Here is a 21,859-nt window from a genome sequence, read left to right as displayed (position 1 = left end):
GGTCAGACATTACCCGGTCATCCCGAGCGCAGCCGAGGGAACTAACGCATACCGAACCCGCATGAAAGCTAATCTCAAACTTTGGGAGATAGAAATTCCTTGCTACGCTCGAATTCCATAGCAGTACGCTTGAATTTCCTCGGCTGTGCTCGGGATGACTTACGAAAACTCAGAAATGAAACTTCAACCAACTACACCATAAAAAGCCACACCAGCAGAAACTGCAGCAGCATCATGCCGTCGGCCAGGCCGGCGTAGTAATAATCAGGTCGGTCTTCTTCGGAAAACACTACCACCAGGGCCGCTAAAACTGCCGATAAAACCAGGGCAATCCGTTCGTTTCCGGTTTCCTGAAAAAGGGTTAAAAGCATGAAAAACGCCAGCGCCGAAAACGACAATATTTTAGCAAATGGCACTCCGAATTCCCCCGGAAAAGTAACCGTGCCCGTGCGTTTATCTTTCTGCAAATCGCGGATATCGAAAAGCAGCGTTAAGGCAAAAATGAACAGGAAACGGCGCAGCAAAAACCGGCTTAGTTCTTCCAGGCCAATTTCGGCGCCGGAAACCAGCAGCGGCAGCAAAACCGTTAAGCCCGACCACACCAGCGCCACCAGAAAAACTTTCAGCAAAGGCACGTCGCGCAGCGGAATAAAGCCTTTGGCGGCAGGCAGCACGGGCAGCGAGTAAAAAATGGAAATTACCAGAAACGGAATAAAAAACCAGAACGGCACCAGTTGGTAAAGCAGCGCGTATAAAGCCACCACCATCATCCCGGAAAAAACGGCCAGGCCCAGCAAAAGTCTGCGGTGGCCGAAGATCCATTTTTTACGTTCGGAAAGGAAATGCTGCTGGCCGGTTTTATAAGGCAGCAAACTATCGAGGTTATACAGAAAAAGGGTAGCAAAAAAGATCAGAAAACCCACGCGCCAATCGAGCGGTATACGGGCAACCAGGTAGGTTTCGGCGGTGAGCGCCAGGCCGCACAACGAAATAAAAATGCTGCTGTAAAAAAGAAAATCGGTAAGTTTTTTCAAGGCTGCCTGGTTTCGGGCCGGCGCCTTAAACCGACGCAATTACTGCCCATGCTTCAAAGTTACAAAACAATTAAACGCGCTGCTTTGTCTCAAATTATCCGGAAACGAATATTGGTAGCTGGCCTGCTCCTTTTTATGGCAATGGCGGCTCTGGGTTTACAGGTTACCGGCAGCAAGCGGGGCACGCAGTTTTTTGTGCATTTTACCTACCGTTTTCTAGTACCCGAAAAACAGACTAAAACTCTCTGGCGCTTCCTGGAAAAAAATTATGCCACGGCACTTCCGCCGGAAGAAGATACGGTAACTGACTTTTATTTCGACGATGACAAACAAACGCTGCTGCGACAGAACATGATGCTGCGGCGCCGGCTCATTATTTCGAGGGAAGGAAGAAAGGACCGGACCGAATGCATCTTTCCGGGAAACGGACCGGCCCCAAACGGGCAGCTGGTCGTTTTCCGACACAACCGCAAACCCGATAAAGGAACTGGTTTTACAACGCATCCGCTGCTGAAACTGATCCGCAAGAAAGACCGGCCGGTTTTAGATTCACTGCTGAAGCCATTGCGCATAAACCCGGAAACGTTGAAACCAGTCCTGGAAATTACCCAGCACCGCAAACAACTGCACCTGCAAAAAAACAACAGCGCCTGGATCAGTGTTTCTTTGGCGCAACTTCGTTCCGAAACGCCTGCCTACACTGCCTGGGAACTGCAAATCATACCCGACCGTAAATTTTTAACCCACGCTTCGGCAGATGTAAAAAAAGAACTGCTGCAGGATTGCAAGCAACTGGCCGCAACCTTAAAAAAGCAGTTTCCGGAATTGCAGCCCCAAACGCAAACCGAATTACTGACCATGCTGCAAGCCGACCTGAAGGCAGCTGCCAAAGAAATTCCGGGCGAGCTGGGTTATCCGTTGGGCTTGCTGGCTTTGGCCGGCATATTGTTTTGGTTCTTCAACCATTTCAAACAAAAACGCCGGGAATAGGCATAAAAAAACGCTATACTTTTTGGCCTTAAAAGTATTGCGTTTCTGGTAATTATTCGCCCGTTTCATCATGCGGCGCATCTACCGGTTTAGATTCCGGCGAACCTTGCTGGCGCAGGAAGATCGAGAACACCACAATAGACACAATGCTTAAAAACTCGCTTTGCCAGTTCTGCAACGATTCGAACCAGAACCGGGAAGTAGCCATATACCCCATCACCGTTACGGTTTCTTTGCCCTGATCGGCCTGTTCTATATTGTAAACTTCGGCGCCTCCTAATGCATGCAGGTAAAACGTGATGAAAAACAGCAGGAAGAAAGCAATGCTCAGGGAATGCTTGTAAACCGCCAATGCAAAGCCCCCGATCCGGACCGGCAGCGGCGCATCTTTTTTAGGTTGCGGCTCGCGGTCCACGTCTTCTTTTTCGTAGAGTTGTTTCGATTCGGAAGAGCCTTTTTGCCGCAGCCAGATGGTAAGCATTACGTAGAGGCCCATTTGCAGGAATTCACTTTCCCAGTTCTCGAAAATGGCTTCTATAAAATGCCCGGAACCCAGGTATTGCAGCAAGCTCAGGGGTGCCAGGTCCATTTCTTCCAGTTCCTGGTTATACACATCCCAGCCGGTAAAAGCCTGCCCAACGATGGTAGCCAGCATAAAAAACGTTACAACCAGCGAAAGGCTGTTCTCATATAAAAACCGAAGGAACTTTGATTTTGGAGGGTGCTTTAACATAAAAACGGCTTTGGTTGGTTTTGCAGTAGATACGCAAGCCAATCAAAGCCGTTAAATTTCCTGATATAAATATCGGAATAAAGAGATATTACTTTTCTGCGGTTACCGCCGCTTCCGCTTTCGGGAAGGTTTCTTTGTAAAGCTCGATGCTGCGCTGCACAATTTCGTAAGCGGCTTCACGGCCCAGGAAATTCTCTACAATTACTTCTTTGTTTTCGAGTTTCTTATAATCTTCGAAGAAACGGCGCATTTCCAATAAGGTGTGCGGCGGCAATTCAGAAATATCGTTGATGTGGTTTACTGACATATCGTGGGCAGCAACGGCAATGATCTTGTCGTCTTCCTCGTTGTTGTCTATCATCTGCATCACCCCAATCACTTTGGCTTCTACCAGGGTCATCGGGCGGATATCGATCGAGCAGATCACCAGGATATCGAGCGGGTCGTTATCGTCGCAGTAGGTTTGCGGAATAAAGCCGTAGTTAGCCGGGTAATGCATGGAAGAAAACAACACGCGGTCTAGTTTCAGCATGCCGGTTTCTTTGTCGAGTTCGTATTTGCCTTTCGATTTTTTCTGAATTTCAATGATGGCGGTAACCTGCTGCGGCGCTTCTTCGCCGTAAGGTACTGCATGCCATGGGTTAAAGTGTTCCATCTACGCTAAAAAAACTATTTTATAAGATTCAATTACTGCTTTTGCGGCCTTGTAAACCGAATTCATTTGTTCCCGGTTCAAAATCGGGCCTTTAAAACGCTGAAAATTACGCATTTTAGCCCTTTTTCTGAAAGAAACGGCCGCAAAGATACAATTATTTCATCTTATGCTGCAAGGGTTTACCAATACAACCGCTTGGTTCCTGAATTTTAAGCCATTGCGCGAGCGTAGGAGCAATATCAGTGATGTAAACTTCTTCGTTGCTCTGCCCTTTTTTCACGTTCCAGCCATAAAAAATAAGCGGCACGTGCGTATCGTAGCGGCCGGCGGTACCATGGCTGGTACCTTTGCGGCTCGGTCCACCATAACCTTCCAGCCAGCCCGGGTGGTAAGCCACCAGCACATCGCCGGAACGTTGCGGATTAAAGCCGCGCTGCATCATGCCCAGCAAACCTTCGTGCCATTGGGTTATGCGAAGTTCTTCGGCGGTAATTACTTTGGCAATGGCTGAATTTTTCTGTAAAAACGCTACCGTTTTCTGCTGCACGTCGCGCAAAGCGATCTTTTTGCTTTGAATAAAATTCCGGTTTAAATAAACCTGCTGGTTATCGTAAGCGCTGATCCATTTTCCGGGGCCGAATTCCTTTTGCAAATGCTTTTCCAGGGAATCTTGCAAAGCCACCGGCGAATTGCTGCCGCCCGGCATTTTCAGGCTGCTCAGGAAATTCTGCACGTGGTTCACGCCATGGTCGGCAGTTAAGAATACCAGCACGTTTTTCTTGCCGACCTGCTTGTCCAGAAACGTCAGGAATTCAGCAATATCTTTATCCAGGCGCAGATACGTATCCTGGGTTTCCACAGAATTCGGTCCGAACTGGTGACCAATATAATCGGTGGAAGAAAAGCTCATCGCCAGGAAATCAGTAAAACCGCTTTGGCCCATTTTTTCCTGCCTGATCACTTCCATGCCGAATTCTTTGGTAAAGGTGTTGCCAAAGGGCGTATTGCGCAGAATATCGGAAGTGCCGTTGCGCAAAGCGGGTAAATTATGCGGAAATACCGGCCGCGAAGCTCCCTTGAAAGGGTTTTCGAATTCGTTATCGTCGGGCGTGCTTTGCGTGTATTCGTTTAGGGGTAAAAGCGTATTCCAGGGCTGCGTCAGATATTTTTCGGCGGGCTTTTTGGCGTTATACGCTTCTACCCAATCGGGTAATTTTTGCGTGTAATACGTGCTCGTGATCCAGCCGCCAATAGAGCCGTCGTACCAATAAGCGGCCGTAGGCATGTGGCCGGCTGGTAGAATGGAACCGCGGTCTTTCAAACACACGCCAATTACTTTGGAACGCAGGTTGGTAGCCAGCCGCAGTTCGTCGGTAATGGTGCTGGCTTTTAAATTTCCCGGCGACATCTTGCCCCAAACCGAAGTGCTGCCAATGGTGCCGGCGGCATCGTCCTGAGTGCAGTACATGTTCAGGCCGGTTTCGCAATCGAACCAGTCGTTGCCCACAATGCCATGCGTGGCAGGCGTGGTGCCGGTATAAATAGAAGCGTGGCCGGGACCGGTGTGCGTGGGCACGTAATTGTATTGTGTATTTTCAAAGCTGTAGCCTTCTTTCAGCAAGCGTTTAAAACCGCCCTCAGAATACTGATCCCAGTACCGGTACAGAAAATCGTAACGCATCTGGTCTACTACCAGGCCTACTACCAGTTTCGGACGGTCTAAAGGTTTAGATTTTGGTTTGGCGGAAGCAAAAAACGGTAGGGTTTGCGTTAGAAAAACTAAAAGCCAGACAGCCGGAAAACGACAGAAAGAAACACGGAACTTCATAAGCTATTCAGAAACTTGTAACCGCAAAGATACAAACCAAAAAGCAGTTCCCTTCGAACCGAGGCAAAACGGCAAGCGGAATTAATGAATTCTTAAATTGCCCCAACCCTCCCATAATTTAGAGGAGGCTTAAATACCGTCAACTGAAGCAGATGGCCATGAAGTTTGTCTGAACACGATTTTAAGGATTTATGGGATAGACAGGATTTCTGTCTGAAACGTAGTTCGGCGAAGCCAATTTGGATTTATCAGATTAGGGGATTTAAGGATTTTATCAGAATCAGAATTTACAGAATCAAAGTTCGGCGTAGCCAATTCAAGAATTATCAGAATCAAAAAATGGAATTTACCGGTAGGTGCATTCTTAGTGGACGCACTTTCACTTTATCCCTTCACGATATCGCCAGCGCAGCGTTTCCTGAAAATCACGACATCCAGAAAACTAAACTAAAAAGAAGCGAGCTACGAAGGAAACAGACACCAGTTTCTGTGAGAGCGGCCTCCAAGCTTAACGGTGGCTTTAGCCAGCCCGCTAGGGCAGGTAAGGTTGCAGCCGCGAACGCAGAAACGAAGCCACCCGGCTTGAGGGAGAAAGTTTAATTAATGAACCTGTTTAGTAAAGTTTAATTTTATTCAATTTACGAATAAGCTGCACTGAGAAAGCGATAAAATGCAGGCAAAGCCAGTGCAGGGCTTTAACTTCATATCGAATGAGCAGGGCTTTAAAGGCATCTAGCCAGGCATTAGCCTGTTCAATAACGATCCTTCTTTTATAAAGCAGCTCATCAAAATAATATTGTTGCTCTGGCAAAGCTTTGTTTCTGGCATTGTAAGGAATATTAGCTTCTATTTCTTGTTCTTCACAGGCGCTTCTAAACACTTTGCTATCAAATCCTGCATCGGCATTAAGGAACAGACCAGCCGTTTCAATTCCCGCCTCTTTTAGCAGCGCAAGCAACTCTTCGAAGAGTTGCCGGATCTGGAACAGGTCATGATGCTGGCCGCTGACAGGGCTCGAGCAGCTGAGCATGAGCCCCTGATTATCGGCCAGAAACAAGCTGTTAGAGCTGTTTGCAGCCTTTCTTTTCTGATAACCGACTGCCTCTCCACCATTATGGGCAATACTGTGGCTGCCATCCAGGTGCACCGATGACAGATCCAGCAACTGCCGGTGCTGAGCCAGCAGCGCGATCCAAACCTTCCGCCAGGAGCCATCAGCGGACCATTTCCGAAAGTGATAATAAACTCCCTGCCAGCTTAATTGATAAGCTTTAAAAAATGACTCTACCGGTAATTGCCGCCATTGGCAGCCAGTCTTTAGTTTAAATAAAACAGCTTTGACAATGGCTGATTTTAAAACTTTGAACTTGCCCTCTCTTTTTCCTGAACTTAAGTGAGGGATTATTAACCGGTTTATGCTATCTTCACTGATGAGAACTTCCATGGCTGTAAGGGTTTAAGCGTCTTTGCAAACACTTTTACCAAGTAGCACTTTGGAGGTTCTTTTTTTCTTTACTAAACAGGTTCAATAATTAAAAATTAAGAATTAAGAATTGAAGCCTGCTATGAAAACGGTATCCTTACAGGCTAAAAAACTCAAAAGCAAGCTTTATTATCAGCTTAAATAGATCCCTCTTAACATCGGAATGACAAAAAGAGTTGGGACGACAAAAAAACGCTATGCTTTCAGTTAAAAAAACTCCTCAAAATCCCAAAACCTCTTTCATCCGCAGTCAAAAAACCGCCTTTTACCCAGAAAAATCGCAACACCAAAACAAAACCCGTAAAACTTCTTAACTTTAAGGCATTAATAGCATACCTTATGACCCAATTAGGCGACTTTTTTTCCGCCGCGCATCAAAATAAACTGCACGCAACTCCTTCCGCTTCCGGTACTTTTTCCGGCCATAACGATACCGATTTCCCGATTAGGATCATTGCCACCCAGGAAGACCTGCAGGAAGCCTACGAGATTTTAAGCAAACATACCGAACTGGCCTTCGACCTCGAGTTTGACGACATGCGCTATTTTTATGGCCGTACGTTAAGCTTGGTGCAGGTTTTCGATGGTGAAACGGTTTTTATAATCGACGCCGTTTCCTTAGAAAATATCGAACCGCTGCTGCGCATTTTCGAGAACGACCATTTGGTAAAGATCTTCCACAGTTCCTGGAACGACCTCATGGTTTTGAGCGAACTCTATGGCTGCCAGATGAAGAACGTGCTCGACACCAGCATTCTTTACCGCATGCTCGGGCATTCCGAAAACAGCATTTCGCTTAAAAACCTGATCAAAACCTACCTGGATGTGGACATGGAAAAAGGCGAACAATCCAGCAACTGGATCTCCCGCCCGCTTTCCGATTCGCAGATATTGTACGCGGCCAAAGATGTGATCTACCTGCACCAGGCGGCTCATGCCATGAAACTGGAACTGGAAGCTGCCGGTCGCTGGGAATGGGCGGTAGAAGAATGTAAATCGCTGGAAAAGATCCGCTACACCCCCGACCCGAAACCGTATTTAAAGCTGGCGCAGAAAAACCGGATCTACTCTCATTTGTATCCGCGTTTTGCCGAGGTGTGGTATTTCCGCGAGAACCTGGCGAAGAAAATGAACAAACCGCCCTACCAGCTTTTCCCCAACGATGTGCTGTGTGAACTGGTGCGGCAACCCGAAAAAACGCTGGAAAAATGGGACACCTACCGCGGCATCCATCCGAGTCTGCGCCGCGAAGCCAGCGTGCAGCAATTAAGCAAACTTACCGCCGCCGAAATGCCGGTACCGGCCCTGCCCTACCGCGAATACGAGAACCGCATCCGGGCCTTTGAGCACAGCATGGTAGATTATAAAGCCTGGCTCCGCGAAGAACGCAAAACGGTACTGGCGCAGCTCAAAAAACTGCTCGCCGAAACCCACGGGCTCCCCATTACGAATTTATTTTTATCGGAAAAAATTCAGCCAGAAGTGGCGGATTTGGGCACCAGAAAAGCGCTAAAAAACTGGCAGGACCAATTAATAAAAGAAACCTGCGAAACGCACCACCTCGATTATTCCCTGATCAGCTTCTCTTTGTATTAATTCCGCCACTTTTATTAGTTAAAACCATACCGTTTCAGTAACTTATCCGTAAATAAGGGAACAATTCTTGCAGCTAACGCCTTCTGGAATTGCTTTCCTTTTACTACGCCGATTATTACTACTTCCGTTGAATAAGTTTCTGCTTGTTATCGTTTTAGCTTTAAGCTGCCTGCCTTTGCGCGCGCAGACTCTTAAAGGCCTTCCCGAAGATTTTACCAGTTACGAACTGCTGATCGTGGCTTACGAACCGTCGGACCTGATTCCGGCCGATGCCAAAAGCCACGAAAGCATTTACCGCCAGCTCACTCCGCTGCAAGCCCAAAGCGTTCAGGCCAACCAGCAGATCGCGGCTGTAGCCAAAGCGAAATATCCTTCCCGATTCCGGCTTGTTTCTAAAAACGACTTGCCAGCTTTTTCCGCTGACAACGCTTATATTTTTGAGCCCGGAAAGCTTTACAGCCAGCCTACGGTTTGGTCTACCACGCCGCTTTACATCCGCCACGCCGCTTCCGGCCTGGTGTACGAGATCGGCTTTTTACCCACCCACGCCATTTTCTTCCCCGAAAAAATCATGGAGCATTTTATCCAGTTCGTACCAAAGAATTTACCGGTACAGGCTTCGGATAAAGTGGCGGTGAAGCAGTAAGGTTGAGAGATTGCCGGGTTTAATCTTCGGAAAACGCTATGCTTTTCGCCTGAAAAAGCCTGAACTTACTTCATTACGGCCAGTTTCTTGGTAGCCACCGGCTTCTCATCTACTACCAAACTATACAGATACAAACCACTGCTCAGGTTGCTGACATCTACCGTTAAACTGCGGCTGTTTCGTTTCAGCTGATACTTTCCTATCGCTCTACCGGTAGCAATATCCCGGATCAAAATGCTGGCATTGCTGTAGTTCTTTGGCAACGCATAAGGAATGATGGCTTCGGAAGCCGTTGGATTCGGATAGCTTTGGCCTAAATTGATTTCAGCAGTTGAATATCCTGGTTTCGTACCTGAAACAATGGCGGGTGCGGGCATTGCCGGCGGCAAACCGGGAATCTTAACTTTGGCTAAATAAAAAGCTAATGGAAAAAATTGCGCAGTTGTAGCTGCCCGCCCGCCTATAATAAAACTACTGTCCGGCAGCGCTTGCAGAATCAGGGGCCTGATTTGTGAGCCTACAGTACTGGTAAAGGGATAAATATTTTGCAAAGTACCACGCTTACTAAAATGATAAAGAAAAAACTGATTGTTTTGAGTACCTGTGGTTACTTGCCTGTTAAACCCTAATACCACTACTGAACTATCCGTTAATTCCTTGGCCTTAATGAAAACAACATTATTGGGTAAGGTACGATGAATATAATGCCATTGCGGTTGCAGGTTAGCGTTCACTTTCACTACCATCCCTAGCATTTGGCCATTAACCGTATCAATTTCTGCAGCCATTAAAAACCCATTGTCTGATAGAGGAATAATAATACAACCGTTAAACATCATCCTTTCGTGTCGGTTTGGATCTCCAATTATGGTTATTTTTCTTCCTAATACCGAATCTCCATTCTGGTTCACCAGCAACAATTTCAACCGTTGCGGAGCACCGGTATATCCATACATGATGATATTGCCGTTACGCGTATGCTGAATATCGGCAAGGAAATCATTGAGATGCCAGTTGAAATGCTTTCGCCACTTCAGGTTACCTAAACTATCGGTGCGGTTTAAAGTAAATGCCTTGGGGATATTGGCAACTTGATTTGTTCCGCCAAAGAAGTAACCGCTGCCAGGAGCTAATAAAAGCTTCTCACCAGACTCCCAATAACCAGTAGCGTATTGCTTCGTCCATTTGATATTACCATTGGCATCTAATTTCTGCAAGCTCGGGCCTGTAGCATTAGGATTAGTATATTTTTGAGTACCATAAAAAGCAAATCCATTGTCCGGTGTTTGTAAAATACCAAATGCTCTACCCGCATTTAAAAACCCATTCTTTACCCAAATAGTATCAAGATTGGGCTTTACAAGCATGTAAATGGTTTGGTAAGTAGGGTTTGCTCCATAAGAGCCTGCGAGTATTACATTCCCATTACTGGTAAGCGAATTTGATGCAAAGGTTCTATCTGAATTCCCTGATTTATAAACCCATTCCCGCACGATCTGCTGTGCTGAAACCTGAAAGGAGAATATATAAAAGACTATTAGTAGAATGATCCGTTTCATGCCAATTCTTAGTTGTTACTAAAAGTAATAAAAAACGCTATGGTTTTAATAGTAAAAAGTAATATATTTTGTTATATATCGTGAATGAACAAAATAATAAACAAAAAAGCCCGGCTGTTTCCAGTCGGGCTTTCTGCAATTCTATTATTCTTAAACTATCGGCTCGCAGCCAAGGCTTCGGCACCACCTACGATCTCGAGGATCTCGGTGGTAATAGCTGCCTGGCGGGTACGGTTGTAAGATAACTTCAGGGCTTTCAGCAATTCACCGGCATTTTCGGTTGCTTTATCCATGGCCGTCATCCGGGCGCCGTGCTCCGAAGCGTTGCTTTCCAATACGGCTTTGTAAACCTGGATCTTCAGCGATTTCGGGATCAGCTCCTGGATAATTTCTTCTTTCGAAGGCTCAAAAACGTAATCCGGAATGTTGGTATTCTTCGCGTTTTCGTCTTTCTCCTTTTCTACGATCGGCAAAAACTGCTCCCGGCGAACGATCTGCGTGGCAACGTTTTTAAATTCATTGTACACAATTTCTACCTGGTCGTAAGTACCATTCCGGAAACCGTCCATTGCCAGTTCAGCCGCTACGCGTACCGTATCGAAAGAAAGCTTGCCGAAAACGTGCGTGAAATCGCCGTTTACTTTATAACCTTTTTTCAACAGCGCTTCGTGGCCTTTTTTACCGATCGCTACAAACTCCACGTTACCGGCAGCCATTTGGGCAGCGTATTTTTCTGCCACCAGGCTGGTTACGCCTTTCAGCACGTTGCTGTTAAAAGCACCGGCCAGACCACGGTCCGAAGTAACTGCAATGATCAGTACCCGGTTGATGTCGCGTTTTACCGTGTAAGGGTTAGAAACCGACTCGCCGGTCAGCTCCGACAAATTCGTCAGGATCTGGCTCAAACGCTGGGCATAAGGGCGCATCCGGATAATGCTATCCTGGGCACGACGCAGCTTGGCAGCCGCCACCATTTTCATGGCTTTGGTAATTTGCTGCGTACTTTGTACGGAAACGATCCGGTTACGAACTTCTTTTAAACTTGCCATCTATTTTTTCAAGGTTCCGGTGGTTATAGACTTTTGGAGCCATTTTCCCTACCGTTTTTCCCGATAATAAATTATGAAACAGAAGCAGAAGTTTACCTCCTGCTTCTTTTTTACATTTCTGAATTAGTAACGCGAAGAAAGTTCTTTCGCTACCTTTTTGATGTCCGCAATTACGGAATCCTCCAGTTTACCAGCTTTCAGCAGGTTCAGAGAATCTTTGTGCTGTGCGTTCATGGTGCGGGTGAAATCTTTCTCGAAGTTTCTCACCTCGTTTACCGGCACGTTGTCCAGCAAACCATTGGTACAGCAGTAGATCATAGCAACCTGGTCTTCTACTTTTACCGGAGAGAATTGCGGCTGCTTCAGCACTTCCAGGTTACGACGACCACGCTCAATTGTAAGCTTGGTAGAAGCATCCAGGTCAGAACCGAATTTCGCAAACGCTTCCAGTTCGCGGAACTGCGCCTGATCCAGTTTCAAAGTACCGGCAACTTTCTTCATCGATTTGATCTGCGCGTTACCACCTACGCGCGATACCGAGATACCTACGTTAATGGCCGGACGGATACCAGCGTTGAATAAGTTAGTTTCCAGGAAGATCTGACCATCCGTGATCGAAATTACGTTCGTCGGGATATAAGCAGAAACGTCACCAGCCTGGGTTTCGATAATTGGAAGGGCCGTTAAAGAACCACCACCTTTTACCAGATGCTTGATCGATTCCGGTAAGTCGTTCATGTCACGAGCGATCTCGTCCGATGCGTTGATCTTCGCGGCACGCTCTAATAAACGGCTGTGCAGGTAGAAAACGTCACCCGGATAAGCCTCACGTCCCGGAGGGCGACGAAGTAACAGGGAAACTTCACGGTAAGCAACCGCTTGCTTAGAAAGGTCATCATAAACTACTAAAGCCGGACGGCCGGTATCGCGGAAATATTCACCGATAGCAGCACCGGTAAATGGCGCAAAGAACTGCATTGGCGCCGGATCGGCAGCAGCAGCAGCTACAACTACGGTGTAATCCATCGCACCACCATCGGTCAGGGCTTTCACAACCTGCGCAATAGTAGAAGCTTTCTGACCAACCGCTACATAAATACAGAATACTGGTTTGCCAGCTTCGTAGAATTCACGCTGATTCAGAATCGTATCGATAGCCACGGCAGATTTACCAGTCTGACGGTCACCGATAATCAGCTCACGCTGGCCACGGCCAACCGGGATCATCGAGTCGATCGCCTTGATACCAGTCTGCATTGGTTCGGTTACCGGCTGACGATAAATTACACCCGGCGCTTTACGCTCCAATGGCATATCGTACATATCACCGGCAATCGGACCACGGCCGTCAATTGGCTGACCAAGAGTGTTCACTACGCGGCCTACAATGCCTTCGCCTACTTTAATAGAGGCAATTTTATTCGTACGTTTTACGGTATCGCCTTCTTTCACGGTGCTGTAGTCACCAAGCATTACCGCACCTACGTTATCTTCTTCCAGGTTCAGTACCAGCGCTTGCAGGCCGTTGTTGAACTCTAAAAGCTCACCAGACTGGGCTTTGGAAAGGCCGTAGATACGGGCCACGCCGTCACCAACCTGCAATACAGTACCTACTTCTTCCAGTTCGGCTTCTGTCTTGAAATTGGAGAGTTGCTCTCTTAAGATTGCGGATACTTCATCCGGTCTAACTTCTGCCATGATTATAATTTAGAAATGTATGTTTGATCGTTAAATTTATTGCGCAACCGCTGCAGGCTGCTCTTAATAGAATCGTCAATTTGGGTATCGCCAATGGTCAGTACAAAACCGCCGATCAAAGCCGGATCAACTTTTTCAGCCAACTGAATGGTTTTGCCGGTTTTCCTGGCTACCAGCTCGCTGAACTCATCGCGCAGTCTGGCGTCTAAAGGCACAGCCGTGGTAATGGTAGCCGTCTGAATATTATTCTTCAGGTTATATTGTTTTTCGAATTCAGCCGGCATCGATTCCAGCACAGCTTCGCGGTTTTTCCGGGTAATGATCTCCAGGAAAAGTGAAGTCATATCCGTAACCTTGCCACCGAAAATTGCTTTCAGGATGGCCAGTTTTTTATCGTGCTTAATGATCGGGTTTTTCAGCATTAACTGGTAATCGCGGTTTTGCTGAACCGTTTTATCTAAAAGCAACATGTCTTGCCGAACCTGCTCCAGCATACCTTTCTCCTGGGCAAGATCGAGCAGCGATTTGGCGTATCGGGAAGCAACGCGGGTATCTGACATCTATTTAAATTGTTTAATTGTTAAATGGCTTAATTGTTAAATGGTTATATGGTTAAACTGTTAGATTTTTGCTTTTAACAATTCAACCATTAAGCAATTTAACAATTAATTTAAAGTTACTTCTTTCATGTAATCGCTTACCAGCTGTTGCTGCGCAGTAGCATCTTTCAGCTCGCGTTTCAGCAATTGCTCGGCAATTTCTACAGAAAGGTTACCCGCCAGGTTCTTGATCTCGGCAATGGCAGCGCGCTTTTCGTTCGTAACCGCTTCGCGGGCCTGCGCGATCATGCGGTTGCTTTCTTCGCCGGCTTTGGCTTTAGCGGCTTCTATCATCTGGTTGCTGGCTTCAGAAGCTTCTTTCAGAATTCTGTCGCGCTCGGCACGGGCTTCGGCTAACAGTTTTTCGTTGCCGGCTTTCAGCGCCTGCATTTCCAGCTTCGCTTTTTCGGCCATGCTCAACGCATTTTCAATAGAAGATTCCCGCTCGCGCAGCGCAGTCATAATAGGTTTCCAGGCAAATTTGGAAAGCAGGAACAACACCAGCAGGAAGGTAATTGTCTGCCAGAAAATTAAACCAATACCAGGGGTTACTAATTCCATATTCTTGTAAAGTTTATCGGGTTTTTTGCTTTAAAACGATACCGTTTTGCGGCCTTAACCAATTTTTATGCGAAACAGTTTATTCTTTTTTCAACTTGGTTCAGGGTTACTGTTTCCCGGCCAATCGCCGGGAAACAGTTCCTGTTTTTTTCTTTGAAAAGCTACAAATTAGCCTTTGAAAGAGATCAGCAGACATACTACTACGCCGAACAGAGCAACACCCTCGATAAGAGCGGAAGCAATGATCATTGCAGTCTGTACTTTGCCAGAAGCCTCAGGCTGACGAGCGATAGCTTCCATAGCGGAACCACCGATCTTACCGATACCAAGGCCAGCGCCTAACGCAACTAAACCTGCACCGATACCGGCACCCATGATAGCTAAGCCCATTCCTGAACCTGCCTCTGCAACTACTTGTAACAATAATGCTAACAACATAATGTATTATATATAGAGTTAAAAAAAGAAAAACAAATTAGTGTGCCGCTACCGGCGTATTTAAACCGTGCGATCCGTCGCCGTGGCCCATATCGTCTACATGGTCATGCTCTTCTACTGCGCCGCCAAAGTACATGGAAGAAAGCAGGGTAAACACATAAGCCTGCAGCAACGCTACGAACAATTCCAGGAAGTTCATAAAGATCGCGAACGCTACCGAGATCGGGCCTACGGCAATGCTTTCGAAAATGAAGATCAGGGAGAATAAGCTCAGGATAATGATGTGACCGGCCGTGATGTTTGCAAAAAGACGAACCATCAGGGAGAAAGGCTTGGTTAAGATACCAACCAATTCGATCGGAACCATGATCAGCAACAAGGGAATCGGAACGCCCGGGGTTTTGAAAATGTGCGCCCAGTAGTTTTTATTAGAGCTTGCCAGCGTAATGATCAGGGTAAATAAAGCCAGGATCAGGGTAACGGCAATGTTTCCGGTTAAGTTGGCACCGCCCGGCATTAAGCCCAGCAGGTTGTTGAACCAGATAAAGAAGAAGATAGTCAGCAGATAAGGCACATAGCGCTCGTATTTCGGACCAATGTTCGGGCGGGCGATCTCGTCGCGAACGAAGAGGATGATCGGCTCAAAGAAAGACTGGATTCCGTAAGGTGCGCGGCCTTCGGTTTTTTTGTAGCGGCCGGCAATGGTAAAGAAAACCCCGATCAGAAGAATGGCGCTTAAAAACAAAGAAGCCACGTTCTTGGTAATAGAAAGATCCAGCGGACCAACGTGCTTTTCTTTGCCTTCCACCATTTCGGTGCGCGGATTACCTTGCGCATCGGCGTAATAAATATGGCCGTGATCCATTACATAGCCCTTATAAGGAACTACTTCATGGTTTTCGTTATAAAAATTACCGGCTGAAAATACGTCCAATCCGTTCTCTCCGTAAAGGATTACCGGCAGGTTCAGCACCAGGCCATCGGCAAAATGCCAGGTATAATCATCGCCGATGTGGTGCGTGATCATATCGCCCGGTTTGAACGTTCCGCCTTTCTCTTCAGCAGCGGAAGCGAAAGTGGTAAAAGAGAATACTACTAGCAATAAAGCAAATAACTTCTTCATTAAGAGATATTTATAAGCCAAGGGCAGTTATACGTAAAAGCAACCTATACCTGCTTTTTTGAAATCGGGCGCAAGTTAGTTAAAATGCAATAGATTTCAAACCCGGTAAAAATAAAATATAAAACAAAGAAGTTTAAGGCGAATTGGAGATGCCTTTCCTTGGTGAAAATCACATACAGGAACACTACTGCTAAGCACATTAACACCCGGAAGGCCATGGAACCGAAATAATACAATTGAAAATTATCTTCGTCTTCCTCGAACCCTTTTTTGGTAATATAGAAGGTAAAGCTGGTTACGAACACAAAAAATCCGAGCATGTACCAGATATAGGGGTGAACCACATTATGAGCCGTCGTATAGATCAGCAGACTGATGAGCAAGGCAACCACCCCGGTAGTAATAATTAATTTGCGCGTAAAGCTCACTTTATAGTTTTTAAGAGTTTTTCGTTACCGTTTTTATGATCAGGTACATGGAAGCCGTAACGCCGATCAGCAACAATACCAAGGTAAACCAGGGCTGCTTGTTCTGAAAATGATCGTCGAGCCACTGCCCGCTGTAAGCCGCCAGCAGCAAAACCGCGATCATCTGGAAAGCCATGCCCGAATAGCGCACAAAAGCATTGGCCGATTTTTTGGTATTTTCCTTCAGTTCTTCGTTTTCGGACTCCATGGCTTTTTCCGTTTCAGGTTACAAATTTAGTTTATTGGGTTGGAAGTATACCGTTTTTTTTCAACGGCCGGTTTGGGTAATTGTACGTAAAAAACCAGGTTCGGGAAAACGGTAGGGTTTTGCAGCTAAAAACTCATATTTTTGTGTGGGGAAACCTGCGCGCATGTACCAAAACACGGGCTTCTGCGTTGTAACCCCAGCGGATATATTTTCTTTTAAAAAGCTAAGAATCATTTTGAATAATTTTCGCCCTTATATATATAGTGTACTTGCGGTTGCTTTATTCCTGGCCGGTTGTTCCGGCAGCAACCCCATCAGCAAATTATACCACAACGTGGCCGCCCGCGACAACGGTTATTTCCTGGCCCGCGAAAAAATGAAGGAAGCCGAAGCCGCCGTGGCCAAAAGCCAGGTGTACGATTATAACCGCCCGCTCGCCATTTTTCCTTCGCCCAACGAAACTTCCAGCCTCACCATTGCCCCCATGCTGGAAGATGTGATCAAGAAAGCCTCCTTCCCCATCCAACGTCACAAAACCAGCAACTGGGTAGACGATAGCTATATTTTGGTGGGCAAAGCCCGTTTTTACAAAGGCGATTTCGACGATGCGATCAAGACCTTTAAATATGTGAATACCATCAGCAAAGATGTGCACATCCGGCAGCTGGCTTTGGTATGGCTCATGCGCAGCTATTTAAAAACCGAAGAATACGATAATGCTTTAGCGGTTTCGGATTTTATTAAGAAGGAAAAGCTGAACAAACAAAACGCTGCCCTTTATTATTTAGCCCGTGCCCAATACTACACCATTCAGAACGATCTGAACAAAACCATCGAGAACCTGGAGTACGCCGTGCCCCTTATCAGTAAGAAAGATGAGCGGGGATTGGCGCGATTCACCCTGGCGCAGCTTTACCAGCAAAAAGGCGAAAACAAAAAAGCCTACGCCCAATACAACAAGATCCTGAAGCGCAACCCGCCTTACGAACTCGGTTTTTTCAGCAAACTGAACATGGGCCAGGTAACGGAACTTTCGAACCCGAACGATAAAAAACGCATTGAAAAATATTACGCCAAATTGCTGAAAGATCTGAAGAACGAAGAATACCGCGATAAGATCTATTACGAAATGGCCAAATTCGAACTGAAACAGAATAATTATAATAAAGCGCTCGAACACCTTGCCAGCTCTACCAAAGCCTCTGTAAACAATCCGAGCCAGAAAGCTTATTCTTTTTTACTGGCCGGCCAAACGTATTACGAAAAACTCCAGAACTACCGCCTGGCACAGGCTTATTACGACAGCACCACCAAAATAATGCCGCCTACCGCGCCCGAATACTTAGCAGTAACCGAGCGCCGCGATATTCTTACTGCTTTCACTACCCAGCTTTTTACCGTAGAAATTCAGGATAGCTTAATTACGCTGGCCCGCCTCGATACGGCTGCGTTTAACAAACGGCTGAATCGCTACATTGCCGGCCAACGCAAAAAACTGGAAGAGGAAGAAGCCCGCATCCAGGCCGCGTTAATTGCCGGCAGTAAAACTACCACCCGTAGCGGGCTTTTTGGGCAGAATAATCAGAATAACCAGAACAATAAAAGCAACACTTCCGGTGGCTTGTGGTATTTCGATAACCCGGCAATGGTTGGTACGGCGCGCGCTGAATTTATCCGGACCTGGGGTAACCGCAAACTGCAGGATAACTGGCGCCGCTCCAGCGTAGAAGCCAGCGGCCCTAGCTTACAAAACCAGACGCCGGGACAAATCGCAGCTGCCGATTCAGCTGCCAATGCCCCGAAACCGGACCCGGCCATTGCCTGGCGCGAAGCATATATGCGTGACATTCCGTTTACGCCCGAAAAGCAACAAAAAGCCGAAGACAGCCTGCAAACGGCATTGTTCAAGCTTGCCAATATTTATAACCAGCAATTAAAAGAACCCGCCCGCGCCGCCGAAACGTTCGAAAAACTGCTGGCCCGCAACCCTCAAACCAAATATGCTGCCGAAACCTATTATAACCTATACCTGCTTTATACCCTGCTGAACGATCCAAGAGCCGCGACGTATGCGGCCAAACTGCGCTCCGAATTCCCGAACTCTACGTTTGTGCGCATCATCGATCAACCGGATTATATGGCCCGGAACGCCGCTGCCAATCTGAAAATAAAACAGCTCTACGATTCGGCCTATACGCTTTATGAAGCAGATAAACTGAAAGAGGCGGCTGAGCTTACTGCAACTATTAAAAAAGACAATCCTCAATCGGAAATAAACGATAAGCTCGCTTTCCTCGAAATTCTTATTCTGGGCAAAACCAACCAGGTTAACCTGTATAAAGATGCTGCTGTGCGTTTTGTTTTCGATTACCCGCGCAGCCCTTTAAACCCAAGAGCGCAGGATATTCTGAAAGCCATTCAGTCTTACGAAAGCGGCCAGCTCAATTATGTGGCTCCACCAAAACAAACGAATCTTCCGGCAGCACCTATTGCCCCACCAACGCCTACTGCTGTAAATTACCAGCTGAATTCGGCCGCGCCGCATTATTTTGTAATTGCTTATCCACGTGGAACGGCCGCTCTGAATAACCTGCCCAAACAATATTCCGATTACAACGCCCGCTTCAACCAGACCGATAATTTAACTTTATCTCCCTATGTGCTGGGCGATTCTACCGAAATATTTGTGGTGAAAGGCTTTCCGGACAGCCGCCGGGCGCAGGCTTACGCCGTGAAACAAAAAGCGCCGCAATCGCCGATCGGTAAAATTCGCGGCGTAGATTTTAGTACCTTTGTCATTTCAGCCGATAATTTTCCGCTTTTATATAAAGCTGCAAACCTGGAAGAATATATGGCTTTTTACCGCAAAAATTACCAAAAATAAATGTCATCTGCTGCTCCTAAAACCTTCTCCCGCTTTATTATTTCTATCTGGTTACTTTTTGCGGGCGGAATAATAGCGTTAATGCTTTACATCTTTGCTGTAAGTATCAACTTCCTGAATTTATTCGGCGAACTGCCCGACCTGAAAACGCTGGAAAACCCTAAAAGCGAAATTGCTTCGGAAGTTTATTCTATCGACAACGTTCTGATGGGTAAATATTTCCGCGAAAACCGCTCGCCGGTAGATTACGAAGAACTGCCGCAGAATCTTATAGATGCCCTAATTGCTACCGAAGACGTGCGCTTTGAAGAACATTCAGGCATCGATTTCAAAGGTTCCTTTGCGATTCTTTATTACCAGCTCAAAGGCCAGGACCGTGGTTCCAGTACCATTACTCAGCAGCTGGCTAAAAATCTGTTCCGTACCCGTAGCGACCTGAACAACGGCTTGTTAAGCGATGTACCGGGCCTGCGCAAGCTCATTATGAAAAGCAAAGAATGGATCATGGCTATAAAACTGGAGCGCAATTATTCCAAAAAAGAGATCATGACCATGTACTTTAATACCGTAGATTTTGGCAGTAATGCCTTCGGGATTAAAACGGCAGCCAAAACCTTTTTCAATAAACTGCCTCAGGATCTTGCGCCGGAAGAATCAGCTGTATTGGTTGGTGTGCTCAAAGCGCCTTCCATGTTCAGCCCGGTAAATAATCCGGAACGCTCTAAAAACCGCCGCAATACCGTTTTAGCACAAATGCTGAAATACAATTTCCTGGATCAGGCCCAATACGAAACGCTATCGCAGAAGCCGCTAAAACTGCAATACAGCGTAGAAAACCAGAATAAAGGCATTGCCCCTTATTTCCGGACCGAAGCCAGCAAGTTCCTGCTGAAATGGTGCAAAGAAACCGGCCATGACCTTTATTCTGACGGTTTACGGATTTATACCACCATCGACTCGCGGATGCAGGAAAAAGCCGAAGAAGCCGTTAAAGAACACCTGAAGGCCCAGCAGAAGATCTTCAATAATTACTGGAAAGGCCGCAACCCCTGGACAGATGAGAATGGCAAAGAAATTCCTAATTTCCTGGAAATTGCCATTAAACGTACCGACCGTTACAAATTCCTGAACGAGCGTTATGAAGGTAACCAGGACTCGGTTAATTACTACCTGAATAAGAAAATTAAAATGCGGGTCTTCACCTGGGATAATCCGGAGGAAGAAAAAGAAGTAATGATGAGCCCGATGGACTCTTTACGCTATTACAAAAACTTCCTGCAAACCGGCTTTATGGCCATGAACCCGCTTAATGGCCACATTAAAGCCTGGGTTGGGGGTAATAATTACAAATATTTCAAATACGACCACGTAAAACAAGGCCGTCGCCAGCCGGGTTCTACTTTCAAGCCTTTCGTTTATGGCGCCGCTATTGAAAACGGATATTCGCCGTGCTACGAAGTGATCGATGCCCCGGTAACGTTTACTTCTTCCGATGGTCAGAGCTGGACGCCTAAAAACAGTGACGGTAATTTTTCTGGGTCCAAGTATACCCTCCGCGAAGCTTTAGGTTTTTCTATTAACTCGATCACAGCTTATCTGATGAAAAAGCTAACGCCCGACGTGGTGGTTGCCTATGCTAAACGGTTAGGTATCTCTTCTCCTTTAGAACCGGTACCTGCTTTGGCTTTAGGATCCAGCGATGTAAGCGTGTATGAAATGGTTGGTGCATACGGCACGTTCGTAAATAAAGGCGTATGGACCGAACCGGTAATGATCACCCGCATAGAAGATAAGAATGGCAACGTGCTGCTGGAATATTACCCCAAAACAGTTGAAGCGATCAGTGAAGAAAATGCCTATCTGATGGTACATCTCTTACAAAGTTCTACCGAAGGCCGCGGGGCTACCGCTTATTATGGCTTACGTTTCCGCCACGGCCTGAAAAACGAAATTGCAGGTAAAACCGGTACCACTTCCAATTACTCCGATGCGTGGTTTATGGGTTTAACCCCGGATCTGGTTTGCGGCACCTGGGTTGGCGGCGATGACCGCAGCATTCACTTCCGCAGTGCTAATTACGGACAGGGTAACAAACTGGCCATGCCGATCTATGGTAAATTCCTACAGAAAGTATATGCGGATAAATCCATCAGCGTTTCCAAAGCACCTTTTACAAAACCTACCCAGCCTTTATCAGTAGAAATAGATTGCAGTCGTTACAATAATGGCGGCATCAGCGACTCGGTACAGCAAAATGAAATTCTGACATTACCTGGGCACGACGAAGCTGGAAACGAAGAAATCTAAT

19 protein-coding genes are annotated in these 21,859 nt (G+C 46.6%); 5 read left to right on the top strand and 14 right to left on the bottom strand.

What is annotated here, in order from left to right; all coding sequences use genetic code 11:
* Window positions 1-191: 191 nt before the first annotated feature.
* Entirely contained in the window at window positions 192-1,034 is an 843-nt protein-coding gene (locus I5M27_RS14980) for a UbiA prenyltransferase family protein (RefSeq protein WP_200507139.1), read from the bottom strand.
* A gap of 48 nt (window positions 1,035-1,082) precedes the next feature.
* Between I5M27_RS14980 and I5M27_RS14975 the strand changes: the two genes are divergently transcribed.
* Window positions 1,083-2,024 (top strand): hypothetical protein, encoded by a 942-nt coding sequence (locus I5M27_RS14975; RefSeq protein WP_200507138.1) that lies wholly within the window; start codon window positions 1,083-1,085, stop codon window positions 2,022-2,024.
* A 52-nt stretch (window positions 2,025-2,076) separates the two neighbouring features.
* Here the strand turns inward: I5M27_RS14975 and I5M27_RS14970 are convergent, their stop codons facing one another.
* The 4 genes from I5M27_RS14970 to I5M27_RS14955 all read right to left on the bottom strand — a co-directional run bounded on the left by I5M27_RS14970 (window position 2,077) and on the right by I5M27_RS14955 (window position 6,684).
* Window positions 2,077-2,757, bottom strand: coding sequence for a DUF6766 family protein (locus I5M27_RS14970; RefSeq protein WP_200507137.1), 681 nt, complete (start codon window positions 2,755-2,757; stop codon window positions 2,077-2,079).
* 88 nt (window positions 2,758-2,845) lie between these two features.
* On the bottom strand, window positions 2,846-3,412 hold the full coding sequence (locus I5M27_RS14965; protein ID WP_200507136.1) for an inorganic diphosphatase: 567 nt from the start codon (window positions 3,410-3,412) through the stop codon (window positions 2,846-2,848).
* 154 nt (window positions 3,413-3,566) lie between these two features.
* Window positions 3,567-5,240 (bottom strand): alkaline phosphatase PafA, encoded by a 1,674-nt coding sequence (gene pafA, locus I5M27_RS14960; protein WP_200507135.1) that lies wholly within the window; start codon window positions 5,238-5,240, stop codon window positions 3,567-3,569.
* 613 nt (window positions 5,241-5,853) lie between these two features.
* Window positions 5,854-6,684 carry an IS5 family transposase gene (locus I5M27_RS14955; RefSeq protein WP_200507134.1) on the bottom strand — a complete coding sequence of 277 codons (831 nt, stop codon included), beginning with the start codon at window positions 6,682-6,684 and terminating at the stop codon, window positions 5,854-5,856.
* A gap of 378 nt (window positions 6,685-7,062) precedes the next feature.
* Here I5M27_RS14955 and I5M27_RS14950 point away from each other — a divergent pair, with 378 nt between their 5' ends.
* Complete coding sequence (locus tag I5M27_RS14950) at window positions 7,063-8,319, top strand: ribonuclease D (protein ID WP_200507133.1); 1,257 nt, start codon at window positions 7,063-7,065, stop codon at window positions 8,317-8,319.
* A gap of 127 nt (window positions 8,320-8,446) precedes the next feature.
* Window positions 8,447-8,965 carry a hypothetical protein gene (locus I5M27_RS14945; RefSeq protein ID WP_200507132.1) on the top strand — a complete coding sequence of 173 codons (519 nt, stop codon included), beginning with the start codon at window positions 8,447-8,449 and terminating at the stop codon, window positions 8,963-8,965.
* Between the two features lie 65 nt (window positions 8,966-9,030).
* Here the strand turns inward: I5M27_RS14945 and I5M27_RS14940 are convergent, their stop codons facing one another.
* The 9 genes from I5M27_RS14940 to I5M27_RS14900 all read right to left on the bottom strand — a co-directional run bounded on the left by I5M27_RS14940 (window position 9,031) and on the right by I5M27_RS14900 (window position 16,667).
* Entirely contained in the window at window positions 9,031-10,524 is a 1,494-nt protein-coding gene (locus I5M27_RS14940) for a T9SS type A sorting domain-containing protein (protein WP_200507131.1), read from the bottom strand.
* 155 nt (window positions 10,525-10,679) lie between these two features.
* On the bottom strand, window positions 10,680-11,573 hold the full coding sequence (atpG, locus tag I5M27_RS14935) for an ATP synthase F1 subunit gamma (protein ID WP_200507130.1): 894 nt from the start codon (window positions 11,571-11,573) through the stop codon (window positions 10,680-10,682).
* Between the two features lie 123 nt (window positions 11,574-11,696).
* A complete protein-coding gene (gene atpA / locus I5M27_RS14930) occupies window positions 11,697-13,271 on the bottom strand; it encodes a F0F1 ATP synthase subunit alpha (RefSeq protein WP_200507129.1) in 1,575 nt (524 codons plus the stop codon).
* Between the two features lie 2 nt (window positions 13,272-13,273).
* Entirely contained in the window at window positions 13,274-13,831 is a 558-nt protein-coding gene (atpH, locus tag I5M27_RS14925) for an ATP synthase F1 subunit delta (protein WP_200507128.1), read from the bottom strand.
* 105 nt (window positions 13,832-13,936) lie between these two features.
* Complete coding sequence (locus tag I5M27_RS14920; RefSeq protein ID WP_200507127.1) at window positions 13,937-14,431, bottom strand: F0F1 ATP synthase subunit B; 495 nt, start codon at window positions 14,429-14,431, stop codon at window positions 13,937-13,939.
* Between the two features lie 168 nt (window positions 14,432-14,599).
* Window positions 14,600-14,869, bottom strand: coding sequence for an ATP synthase F0 subunit C (gene atpE / locus I5M27_RS14915; protein WP_200507126.1), 270 nt, complete (start codon window positions 14,867-14,869; stop codon window positions 14,600-14,602).
* Window positions 14,870-14,906: 37 nt separating this feature from the next.
* Window positions 14,907-15,992, bottom strand: coding sequence for a F0F1 ATP synthase subunit A (gene atpB / locus I5M27_RS14910; protein ID WP_200507125.1), 1,086 nt, complete (start codon window positions 15,990-15,992; stop codon window positions 14,907-14,909).
* Between the two features lie 44 nt (window positions 15,993-16,036).
* Complete coding sequence (locus tag I5M27_RS14905) at window positions 16,037-16,420, bottom strand: hypothetical protein (protein WP_200507124.1); 384 nt, start codon at window positions 16,418-16,420, stop codon at window positions 16,037-16,039.
* A gap of 10 nt (window positions 16,421-16,430) precedes the next feature.
* Entirely contained in the window at window positions 16,431-16,667 is a 237-nt protein-coding gene (locus tag I5M27_RS14900; protein WP_200507123.1) for an AtpZ/AtpI family protein, read from the bottom strand.
* 235 nt (window positions 16,668-16,902) lie between these two features.
* On the opposite strand from I5M27_RS14900, the gene porW reads away from it, so the two are divergent.
* Complete coding sequence (porW, locus tag I5M27_RS14895) at window positions 16,903-19,551, top strand: type IX secretion system periplasmic lipoprotein PorW/SprE (RefSeq protein ID WP_200507122.1); 2,649 nt, start codon at window positions 16,903-16,905, stop codon at window positions 19,549-19,551.
* A complete protein-coding gene (locus I5M27_RS14890; RefSeq protein WP_200507121.1) occupies window positions 19,552-21,858 on the top strand; it encodes a penicillin-binding protein 1A in 2,307 nt (768 codons plus the stop codon).
* Window position 21,859 lies beyond the last annotated feature (1 nt).

The sequence above is a fragment of the Adhaeribacter terrigena genome (assembly GCF_016623615.1).
Lineage (GTDB): Bacteria > Bacteroidota > Bacteroidia > Cytophagales > Hymenobacteraceae > Adhaeribacter_A > Adhaeribacter_A terrigena.
Note: the sequence above shows the minus strand (reverse complement) of the source record. Positions and strands in the feature narration are given on the sequence as shown.

Bases quoted from the DNA above. Each gene is read 5' to 3' on its own strand.
- atpE (WP_200507126.1), bottom strand. From the start codon at position 14,869: ATGTTGTTAGCATTATTGTTACAAGTAGTTGCAGAGGCAGGTTCAGGA.
- atpH (WP_200507128.1), bottom strand. From the start codon at position 13,831: ATGTCAGATACCCGCGTTGCTTCCCGATACGCCAAATCGCTGCTCGAT.
- atpA (WP_200507129.1), bottom strand. From the start codon at position 13,271: ATGGCAGAAGTTAGACCGGATGAAGTATCCGCAATCTTAAGAGAGCAA.
- atpB (WP_200507125.1), bottom strand. From the start codon at position 15,992: ATGAAGAAGTTATTTGCTTTATTGCTAGTAGTATTCTCTTTTACCACT.
- I5M27_RS14965 (WP_200507136.1), bottom strand. From the start codon at position 3,412: ATGGAACACTTTAACCCATGGCATGCAGTACCTTACGGCGAAGAAGCG.
- I5M27_RS14890 (WP_200507121.1), top strand. From the start codon at position 19,552: ATGTCATCTGCTGCTCCTAAAACCTTCTCCCGCTTTATTATTTCTATC.
- I5M27_RS14920 (WP_200507127.1), bottom strand. From the start codon at position 14,431: ATGGAATTAGTAACCCCTGGTATTGGTTTAATTTTCTGGCAGACAATT.
- I5M27_RS14950 (WP_200507133.1), top strand. From the start codon at position 7,063: ATGACCCAATTAGGCGACTTTTTTTCCGCCGCGCATCAAAATAAACTG.
- atpG (WP_200507130.1), bottom strand. From the start codon at position 11,573: ATGGCAAGTTTAAAAGAAGTTCGTAACCGGATCGTTTCCGTACAAAGT.
- I5M27_RS14900 (WP_200507123.1), bottom strand. From the start codon at position 16,667: ATGGAGTCCGAAAACGAAGAACTGAAGGAAAATACCAAAAAATCGGCC.
- I5M27_RS14955 (WP_200507134.1), bottom strand. From the start codon at position 6,684: ATGGAAGTTCTCATCAGTGAAGATAGCATAAACCGGTTAATAATCCCT.
- pafA (WP_200507135.1), bottom strand. From the start codon at position 5,240: ATGAAGTTCCGTGTTTCTTTCTGTCGTTTTCCGGCTGTCTGGCTTTTA.
- I5M27_RS14975 (WP_200507138.1), top strand. From the start codon at position 1,083: ATGCTTCAAAGTTACAAAACAATTAAACGCGCTGCTTTGTCTCAAATT.
- I5M27_RS14970 (WP_200507137.1), bottom strand. From the start codon at position 2,757: ATGTTAAAGCACCCTCCAAAATCAAAGTTCCTTCGGTTTTTATATGAG.
- I5M27_RS14940 (WP_200507131.1), bottom strand. From the start codon at position 10,524: ATGAAACGGATCATTCTACTAATAGTCTTTTATATATTCTCCTTTCAG.